At 38.0% G+C, this 9,778-nt stretch carries 5 protein-coding genes; 4 read left to right on the top strand and 1 reads right to left on the bottom strand.

Annotated elements, in window-relative coordinates; all coding sequences use genetic code 11:
• Positions 1-98: 98 nt before the first annotated feature.
• Genes GGQ84_RS14700 through GGQ84_RS14690 form a run of 3 tightly spaced genes read left to right on the top strand, consistent with a single transcriptional unit; the run spans position 99 to position 5,970 of the window.
• A complete protein-coding gene (locus GGQ84_RS14700) occupies positions 99-1,049 on the top strand; it encodes a Nif3-like dinuclear metal center hexameric protein (protein ID WP_429163562.1) in 951 nt (316 codons plus the stop codon).
• Between the two features lie 22 nt (positions 1,050-1,071).
• Positions 1,072-3,588 carry a U32 family peptidase gene (locus GGQ84_RS14695; RefSeq protein ID WP_429163561.1) on the top strand — a complete coding sequence of 839 codons (2,517 nt, stop codon included), beginning with the start codon at positions 1,072-1,074 and terminating at the stop codon, positions 3,586-3,588.
• 21 nt (positions 3,589-3,609) lie between these two features.
• Positions 3,610-5,970: an endonuclease MutS2 gene (locus GGQ84_RS14690; protein ID WP_429163560.1), complete on the top strand. Its 2,361-nt coding sequence runs from the start codon at positions 3,610-3,612 to the stop codon at positions 5,968-5,970.
• A 29-nt stretch (positions 5,971-5,999) separates the two neighbouring features.
• On the opposite strand, the gene GGQ84_RS14685 is transcribed toward GGQ84_RS14690, so the two are convergent.
• Positions 6,000-8,771: a transglycosylase domain-containing protein gene (locus GGQ84_RS14685; protein WP_429163559.1), complete on the bottom strand. Its 2,772-nt coding sequence runs from the start codon at positions 8,769-8,771 to the stop codon at positions 6,000-6,002.
• Between the two features lie 196 nt (positions 8,772-8,967).
• Between GGQ84_RS14685 and yunB the strand changes: the two genes are divergently transcribed.
• Positions 8,968-9,651, top strand: coding sequence for a sporulation protein YunB (gene yunB, locus GGQ84_RS14680; protein ID WP_429163558.1), 684 nt, complete (start codon positions 8,968-8,970; stop codon positions 9,649-9,651).
• Positions 9,652-9,778 lie beyond the last annotated feature (127 nt).

Here is a 9,778-nt window from a genome sequence, read left to right as displayed (position 1 = left end):
CCAGTTCCTGAGGCTGACCCACTGTTAGGTGATAATGAAATACTGAGAATGAGTGAGTATTAAAGAGAAATATTAACTTTATAGAAGGAGGAATACAAATGAAATTAGGAGATATTTTTGACTTGGCAATTGAACAGGGAAAGGAAAGCGATTTAAGGGATAAAAGTGAAATTGCAAAAATGCTAGAAGAGAAGCAAAAGGCGTATGATGAGATGAAGGGGAATGAGAAGGATAGCTTTGATAAAGAAGAGCTTTCAAACCCTTATAGTGACACTAGAATTTTATATGGTTCTAAAGATAAAGAAGTTAAACGGGTTTTAGCGGGTATAGATATTGATACTGGAGAAATGTTACTTGCCGATAGATTGAGTGAAAGAGGAGAGCAAATTGATTTAGTTATTGCTCATCACCCAGAGGGAAAAGCTTTAGCAAACCTACATAGTGTAATGCATCTTCAAGAGGATATTTTACACCAGCTTGGAGTTCCCATAAACGTAGCTCAGGGCATAATGGCAAGTCGTATTGGCGAAGTTGAAAGGGGACTTTTGCCGCTTAATCATAATAGAGCAGTAGATACAGCAAGACTACTTGATATTCCACTAATGTGTTTGCATACTCCTGCTGATAATGTGGTAGTAGACTATTTAACAAAGCTATTTGATGAAAAAAGTCCCGAGACAGTTGGAGAGGTAATCAAGCTTCTAAAGGATATTCCAGAGTACCAGGAAGCTATCAAAATTGGAGCTGGACCTAAAGTTGTGACAGGTGCAAAAAACAGGAAAGCGGGCAAAATATTTGTAGACATGACAGGTGGCACAGGTGGTTCAGAAAAGGCCTACGAGAAATTAAGTGCTGCCGGGATAGGGACAATAGTGGCAATGCATATGGGTGAAAAGCACCGGAAAGAGGCTGAAAAAAATCACATTAATGTAATTATTGCTGGCCACTTGGCAAGTGACTCCTTGGGGATGAACCTTATATTAGATAAATTGCAGCAAAGAGGCGTTGAAGTTATGACATGTTCAGGTTTAACTAGAGTATCGCGCTAAACATATTGGAGGATTAATAATAATGACTCAGAAAAAGATAGAACTATTAGCACCTGCGGGTAGTATGGATGCATTTAAAGCTGCAATAAATAGTGGTGCTGACGCAGTTTACATTGGGGGAAAGCAATATAGTGCTAGAAAGTACGCCCAGAACTTTGACTTGGATGAAATAAAAGAGGCTTGCACCTATGCCCATCTTCGTGGAGCAAAGGTATATGTTACGGTAAATACCTTAATCGATAACAGCGAAATGAAGGGTGTGTTAGACTATGCAAGCAAACTCCATCAATGTGGAGTTGATAGCTTGATAGTTCAGGATCTGGGTTTACTTTACTTGCTAAGAGAAGTACTGCCGGAAATAACGGTACAGGCTAGCACTCAGATGACAATACACAATTCAGCAGGTGTTAGGTTTTTAGAAGATTTAGAAGTGAAGAGAGTGGTTTTGTCTAGGGAACTCTCTCTAGACCAGATTGGTGAAATCTCAAACAAGGTTGAAGCAGAAATTGAGTGCTTTGCTCATGGGGCGCTTTGTATTTCTTATTCAGGACAATGTTTGATGAGCAGTCTTATCGGTGGGCGCAGTGGAAATAGAGGAGCCTGTGCGCAACCCTGTAGGCTTAAATATAAAGTAGTTGACAATAGGGGACAAGAGATACTTTCTTCGGAACAGGGTGAACATATACTTAGTCCAAAAGATTTAAAAACTATAGATTTCATACCTGGATTAATTGAAGCAGGTGTGGAGTGCCTAAAGTTTGAGGGAAGAATGAAAAAACCAGAATACGTGGCTACAGTAATACGAAACTACAGACAAGCTGTGGATAGGTACTATCTGGATTCTGAAGCTTTTACTGTACCAGAAGAGCAACATAAAGAGTTGAAACAAATTTTTAACAGAGACTTTTCACCTGGGTATCTAATAGGAAATCCAGGTAAGAACTTAATGAGCTTTGGGAGGCCAAATAACAGAGGGTCACTTTTGGGCAGAATCATGCGAAAGAATAACAACTTAGGGACGGCGGTAGTAAAGTTAGAAACAGAGTTAAGTTTAGGTGACGGAATAGAAGTATGGGTTAAACGGGGTGGCCGCATTGGTACAAATATTGATAAAATCATGTTGGGCAATAAGCCGGTTAACAGTGCGGCTGCCGGTGATGAAGTAGAACTGTTTTTACCTAAAAGGGTTCAAGTGGGAGATAGAATTTTCAAAAATCATGATCAAAAGCTTGTGGAGCAAGCGAAAGAAAGCTATACTAAGCCCTTGTTTTCAAAGAAAGTTGACATTGAGTTAAATGTACAAGTTAAAATAGGTTCTCCAGTGGAAATAACAGCTCGAGATCAAGATGGGCATACAGCAACTGTAACTAGTGACTTTATTGTTGAAGAAGCTATTAAGCGACCTATCAGCGAGCAACAAATACAGGAACAATTAAGTAGACTGGGCAATACTTCCTATGATTTAGCGAAGCTTGATATAAATATGGATCAAAATGCTATGGTTCCTATTAGCGTATTGAATACTATGAGACGAGAACTAGTGCAACGGTTAGAAGAAATTAAAGTTGATCCTTATAAGAATCGCTATATTGATATGAAAAATAGACTTAAGACAATTGATTTTACTAGTGATAAAAATTCTTCTACTCCAAAAAATAAAAACCTAAAGGTTTCCGTTGTAGTAGGGGACTACAAAAGTGCCATTGAAGCTATTAATTCTGGTGCAGATATGATTTATGTAGGTGGAGAAAGCTTTAAAAGCAAAGAAGCCTTTAGTAAAAAGCAGATTGTTGAAAGTATTAAATACTGTCAAAGCAAGGGGAAAAAGGCTATTCTCAGTATACCAAGAATAATAGCTGAGGAAGAATTAGATAGAAGAATAAAATATGTTGAGGATGTAGTTTCTGAAATTACGCCAAATGGTATAAGTGTTGGGAATGTATCAGCACTAAAACTAGCGAAGGATTTGTGGGGAGAAATTCCTTTATATGGGGATTACTACTTAAATATTTTCAACAAGTTTACCGTAAAGTTCTTAGAGGAAATGGGTGTATATCAGTATACACTGTCTCCGGAACTAAACTTTTCACAACTAGAGCAATTTAACAATAATGGGAATATTGTAGCTGAGGCATTAGTATATGGGAATATGACTATGATGACTTCAGAGTATTGTCCTATAGGCGGAGTTTTGGGCAATGAAAGTAAGGGAGATAAATGTCAAAAGCTTTGTAAGGGTAAAGAGTACTTCCTTAGAGATAGAATGAATTTTTTATTTCCTATAGAGACAGATGAAAGCTGTCGAAGCTATATATATAACCCAAAACAATTAAATGTTATAGATAATTTACAAGAATTACAGAGTGCTGGAGTTGAGGTTTTGAAATTAGATCTTAAAACAGAACACTGGAAAACGGTTAAAGGTGTAGTAGATATTTTTAGAAGAAAAACTGAAAACTATACAGCTGATAGCTCTGAACTAGAACAGTATGCAAAGTATGGATTTACAAAAGGCCATTACTTTAGAGGGGTATTATAAGGATTAGGGGAGAGAGAAGTATTGAGGGAAAAAACACTAAGAAAGCTAGAGTACAACACAATTTTAGATAAATTAAAGCAATGCTGTAGCAGTAGTTTGGGTAAGGAGAAAGCAGTTAGTTTAGTGCCTGCAATAGATGGAGTTATTGTAAAGAGCAGATTAGCAGAAACAAGTGAATCCAAACGAATTCTTTCCAATATGGGGAGAGTCCCCTTAGATGGGATTTATGATATTAGAAGTTCTCTGCGTAAGGCAAGTATCGGAGGTATTTTAGCACCAGATGAATTTTTGCGAATAGCTAGCCTTTTGAATGCCACTAATAATATGAAGAGGTTCTGTCAACAGATTGAGGAACAGGATTTCCCGATAATATGGGATTTGGCTAGTAAGTTGTACTCCTTAAGTAAACTAAAAAGTACCATCGATGAATGTATTTCACCAGATGGGTTAATCAAAGACTCTGCCTCTCCGGAACTAAACAAGGCAAGAAAGCAAATTCGAAATAAGCAAGCTGAATTAAAATCTAAATTAGATCAAATAATTAGATCTACAGTCTACCAAAAGTACTTACAGGAACCATTAGTAACCATTAGAAATGATAGGCATGTAGTGCCGGTTAAACAAGAGTACCGGTCAAATGTACCTGGGATCTTACATGACCAATCAGCTAGTGGGGCAACACTCTATATTGAACCAATGGCAGTTGTGGAAATAAATAATAAAGTAAGACAGTTACAAGCTATTGAAGAAAAAGAAATTGAGAAAATACTAAAATTACTTACTGAGAGTGTGCAGGAAGATGCTTCACTAGTGCAGATGAATATGGAAGTACTGGCTACTTTGGATTTTATTTTTGCAAAGGGCAAATTGAGCGTAAAAATGGATGGCACTGAGCCTGGTGTTAATAGTGCTAAGGAAGTTAATATCTATCAAGGAAAGCATCCTTTAATTGAAGGAGAAGTAGTTCCCATAGACATTAGATTAGGCGGGGACTTTGATATTTTAGTTGTAACAGGACCTAATACAGGGGGAAAAACTGTTACACTGAAAACATTAGGTCTGTTTACCTGTATGAGTCAAGCTGGATTACACATACCTGCTCGAGAAGATAGCAGTATAACTATTTTTAAAGATGTTTTTGTGGATATTGGAGATGAGCAAAGTATTGAACAGTCGCTGAGTACTTTTTCTTCTCATATGACTAATATAATTAGTATATTAATGGAGGCTGACAGTTCTTCTCTAGTATTGTTTGATGAGCTAGGTGCAGGTACGGACCCAACTGAAGGTGCAGCTTTGGCTATGGCTATACTGGAGTATTTATATAACAAAAATATTAAAGCTGTGGCTACAACCCATTATAGCGAGCTCAAGGCTTTTGCTTACCAAAGGGAAAGAGTAGAGAACGCGTCAGTGGAGTTTGATAGCAAAACATTGAGACCTACATATAAGTTACTTATAGGTGTACCTGGAAAGAGCAACGCTTTTGAAATATCTGCTAGACTGGGTTTAAAACGAGAAATAGTAGAGACGGCTAGGAGTTTTTTAACACAAGAAGAGGTTAAAGTTGCAGATTTAATTAAAAACCTAGAAGAAAATCAGATGGCCAGCGAAAGAGAGCGCCTTGAAGCTGAAACGATTAAGGGTAACTTAGAACGACAGCTGGAGGCAATTAAGAGGGAAAAAGATGAAATAGAGAGAAAAAAGGAAGAAGTTATACGAAGCGCCCACTTGAAAGCCAACGAAATATTGGATGAGGCAAAAAAAGAGGCGAATAAGTTTATGAAAGAATTGAAACAGTTAAAAACTGAAAGCTTGGAAGAACAAAAAAAAGCTGCCCAGCAAGGTAAAAGTAAAATTGATCAGCTTAAGCAAAGCAACCAAGAAAGAGCCACGGAAAAAGAAAAGCATACAGAGAGCGAAAGCCCTAAAAAGGTAAATGTAGGGGATACTGTTTATCTGCCAGCATACAATCAAAAGGGCGAAGTGTTAACAAAGCCAAACGCTAACGATGAGATTCAAGTTCAAGCAGGTATCTTAAAGCTATCCGTTAAGCTCAGTGAAGTAAGATTGACTAAGGAAGACAAAAAGGATAGAGGTCAAATTTCTACTAAAGGCATAGTAAAAGAAAAGGCGATGAATATAAAGACAGAAGTGGACTTACGTGGGTATAAAGCAGAACAAGCTATCTATGAGCTGGATAAATATATTGATGATGCGTATGTGGCAGGGTTAAGTTTCCTAAATGTGATTCACGGCAAGGGAACCGGTGCTCTGAGACAAGCTATAACAGAATACTTGCGAAATCATCCACAGGTTAAAAGCATAAGACTCGGTGACAATTCAGAGGGTGGAAGTGGAGTGACAGTTGTAGAATTTTAAAGAGAGAGGCTTAGCCTCTCTCTTTAAGTTTATGGAATGTTAACACTTACCTCAACTGAGGGATTTCCCAGTTCATTTTTAGAGTTACTGTATGGGACGAGTTTGTAATAATAGGTATTTCCAGAAACTAGATTGTGATTGTCTCTATAAGATGTTGAAACTATGGTTCTATTTGAACCAATTCTAAGGTGACTTGACAAGTCAAAGTCAGAATTAGTTGAACGGAAGATATAGAATTCTACATCGCTTGCGTTACCATTGTAGCTCCAATTTAACTTAATAGCATCTCCGTCGAGCTTAGCACTTACGTTATTTACTGTCCCTATTTGTGCATTTTCAGGTTCTTGATTATCCCCAACATCCCCATTTTCTGGGTCTGGTCTTTGAGAACTTCCATTCCTGTGTTCAGGAATGTCACATGTACTTTGTGGGCCTCTGCCTATGCCGAAGGCTCTTTCTTCTACGTATTCCTCAGGGCAGCCACGATGTGCTCGAACGGATTCTCCATCATGATCAGGGTGAGTGCAAACCTCAATAATTGTGGAGGTGTCAGAACCGTGAATATCACATTCTTGTCGAGGAAGTTCCATTCTTAAATCCTGTGGTGATGCATTTGTCCAAGAGGGTTGTTCGTAGGGAACAGGACGCTTTAAGAATACTCCACCTACTACATCAGGACAGTACTCAGTTGGCAACTTGCCATGAAGGTTGCAAACCTCACCTTTAACCCATATGTCGGACATTTTTGTTGGAACTGTACCTCTAGCAAAAAGCTCACTGATGATGAATTCATCAGGTGTCAACTCACTTGGAAGTAACCCTGATTTTGAATCTACTGCAGATCTAATAATACCATCAGGTTGTTTAAATTGTTGTACAGGCACATCTTTTAGTGCTGCTTCCATAACTGCTTTCCAGAGGGAGGCAGGGTTATTACCTCCGTAAATTCTATATAGATAATGATTTGCATCAGTTTTATCGTATCCCATCCATACAGCACCAACTAACTCAGGGGTATAGCCTACAAACCATACATCGCGACTTCCACTTAAATTAGTAAATTCACGGGTATTGGGTAGCTGTGTTGTCCCAGTTTTACCAGCTACAGGCCTATTCCCTAGACTTGCCCTAGTACCAGTACCGTTAGTAACAACAGTTCTAAGCATATCTGTCATGATAAATGCATTTTGTTCGCTCATAACTGAATTTTTCGAAGGTGTGACCTCGATTAGCACTTCTCCGTCAGCATCAGTTATTTTAGTTATAGCATGGCTATCAACTAAGATACCCTCATTAGCAAAGGCACCAAAGGCTTTTGCCATATTTAAGGGTGTTACCCCATTTGACAATCCTCCTAGAGACATGCTCAGGTTTCTATCAGTTGCGTCAAGGGGTACACCAAGCCTTTGAGCAAACTCGTATCCATTATCTACACCGATTTCATGAAGCATTTTTACAGCAGGTACGTTATATGACCTGCGAATAGCTTCTCGCATAGTAATGAGGCCTTGATAATTGCCGCCTAGGTTTGTTGGTCTATAAGGTGATTGTCCAGCAATTCTAAACTCTGTTGGCACATCATCGATAACTGAAGCAGCGGTATATCCCAACTCTAATGCTGGAGCATATGCTGCAATAGGTTTAAAAGCAGAACCAGGTTGGCGGCGGCTTTGTGTAGCTCTATTTAAGCCTCTTTCAGTAACGTGATCTCGTCCTCCTACTAGCCCTTTTATTTGTCCAGTCCTGTGATCTATTATGGCCATAGCGCCTTGAACCTTAAATTCTTCGTTTGGCCTAGGTGAAGGGAATAGGGAATCGTTTTTAAAGGCATTTTCTGCTGCTCTTTGAACTTTAGGATCCAATGTGGTGTGAATTCTCAACCCGCTAGTTCTTAACTGGTCCCTGGGAATACCATTATCTTCCAACAGTTGCTCTGCTTGATCAACCACATAATCTACGAAATATGGATATGGATGCATTGTTGGACGTAGACCTGCCAGTTCATATTCTTCGCTTTTAGATGTATTGGCTTGGGTCTCTGTAATAAAGCCGTAATGAACCATGCGGTCTAGTACTCTGTTTCTACGATGTTTTGCACCATCTTCATTCCGATAAGGAGATAAGGCATTAGGCCTTTGAACAAGACCGGCTAAGGTAGCACTTTCTCCTAAAGTTAGTTCGTTTAATTCTTTTCCAAAGTAAGTTTGAGCAGCTGCTTTGACACCATAAGCCCCGTGGCCAAAGTAAATCCAGTCAAAATAATATGTTAAGATTTCATCTTTTGTATATCGGCGTTCTAATTGAATCGCTAAAACCATCTCCTGAAGCTTTCTCTCAATAGTTTTGTCAGGAGTTAAAAAGGCGTTTTTTACTAGCTGTTGAGTTATTGTACTAGCTCCTTCGCTTCCAAATTCGCCGCGAATGTTTGCTACTACTGCCCTACCCAGTGCTCTTAAATCAACACCGTTGTGTTCATAAAACCTGCTGTCTTCAATGGCTAAAAATGCATTTATGAGAGAATCGGGAACGTTATCAAGTGAACCTATTGGTACTCTGTTTTCACCAGCGTGAAGCTGTGTAACTTGCTCTCCATTAATATCATAAACAAAAGTAGTTCTGCTTGTTTCTAAATCTCGTGGATCCCATTCAGGCATATTTTGAGTGATACCTACTGTGGCTCCAATGCCCAGCCCAACTGCAACTAAAGCTAGAACTGTGAATACAACTATACAAAGCTTAAATATATTTATTTTTTTTCTTTTTTTGTTAGTTTTGTTGCTAGAGTTTTTATTATTAGACATTTTTTAATACTTCCTCCCCCAATTACATAATACTTGCTATTCTCCATAAATGTTTAAGCCATCTTATAAGCATTATAGCACAGTAAATTAAGATAGTTAAAGAGAAAAAATGCCAACTCAAAGTTCAACAACTTTATAAAGTAGTCACAAATGTTACCTTTCATTCATATATTAAATATAATGGGAGGTGACAGTTTTGATAAGGAGGAGAAGGCGGGGCAGAGGCCCTGGTATTACAAAAGTTATTATCCCTCTAATGTTAATTTTAGGACTGTTTTTTCTCGGGTTTCTCATCGTTGAGAATAAATTAAAGCCGACTATATCTGCAGTAGCTACAGCAAAAGCAAAGATTTTAGCAACTGAAGCCATTAATAAGGCCATATACGATAGTGTAATCTCTGAGGTTAACTATCAGGACCTTATTTACATACATAAAAATGATAGAAATGAAATAACCATGATGCAAGCAAATAGCATTGAGATGAGAAAGATACAATCAGAAACTACATTAGAAATACAAAATATATTGAAGAGTTTAAGTGGAGAGGGTTTTGATATTCCAATGGGTCAAATTTTAGGTAGTAGATTACTAGCTACCTATGGACCGGGAATAAAAGTAAACCTTGTACCAATAGGTACTGTTGCAGTGGATGTTATTAATAAATTTGATGATTCAGGTATTAACCAAGTACGACATTTATTGTATTTAGATATAGAAAGTGAAGTTAAAATAGTAGTTCCTTTATTAGAAGAAAGTGTTACTGTGGCAACTAAAATACCAATAGCAGAAACGATTATTGTAGGTCCAGTACCTGATACGTTTGTGAACTTTGATTTTGATTCAGGATTTAAACAATCTATCAATGAAATTTTCAATTAAAAAGTGTTGACATGATGTTGCGGGCGTGATATATTATTACTTGTCGCTCGCAACGGGCGGCACCAAAAATAGCAACAACAAAGTTCTTGACACATCAGCAAATGATGTGGTAAGATATAAAAAGTCG

Origin of the sequence: Desulfitispora alkaliphila, assembly GCF_050433185.1 — a bacterium.
Taxonomy (GTDB): domain Bacteria; phylum Bacillota; class Desulfitisporia; order Desulfitisporales; family Desulfitisporaceae; genus Desulfitispora; species Desulfitispora alkaliphila.
The sequence above is the reverse complement of the archived record's forward strand: the minus strand, read 5'-3'. Positions and strand labels throughout refer to the sequence as shown.

Bases quoted from the DNA above. Each gene is read 5' to 3' on its own strand.
- GGQ84_RS14700 (WP_429163562.1), top strand. From the start codon at position 99: ATGAAATTAGGAGATATTTTTGACTTGGCAATTGAACAGGGAAAGGAA.
- GGQ84_RS14685 (WP_429163559.1), bottom strand. From the start codon at position 8,771: ATGTCTAATAATAAAAACTCTAGCAACAAAACTAACAAAAAAAGAAAA.
- GGQ84_RS14695 (WP_429163561.1), top strand. From the start codon at position 1,072: ATGACTCAGAAAAAGATAGAACTATTAGCACCTGCGGGTAGTATGGAT.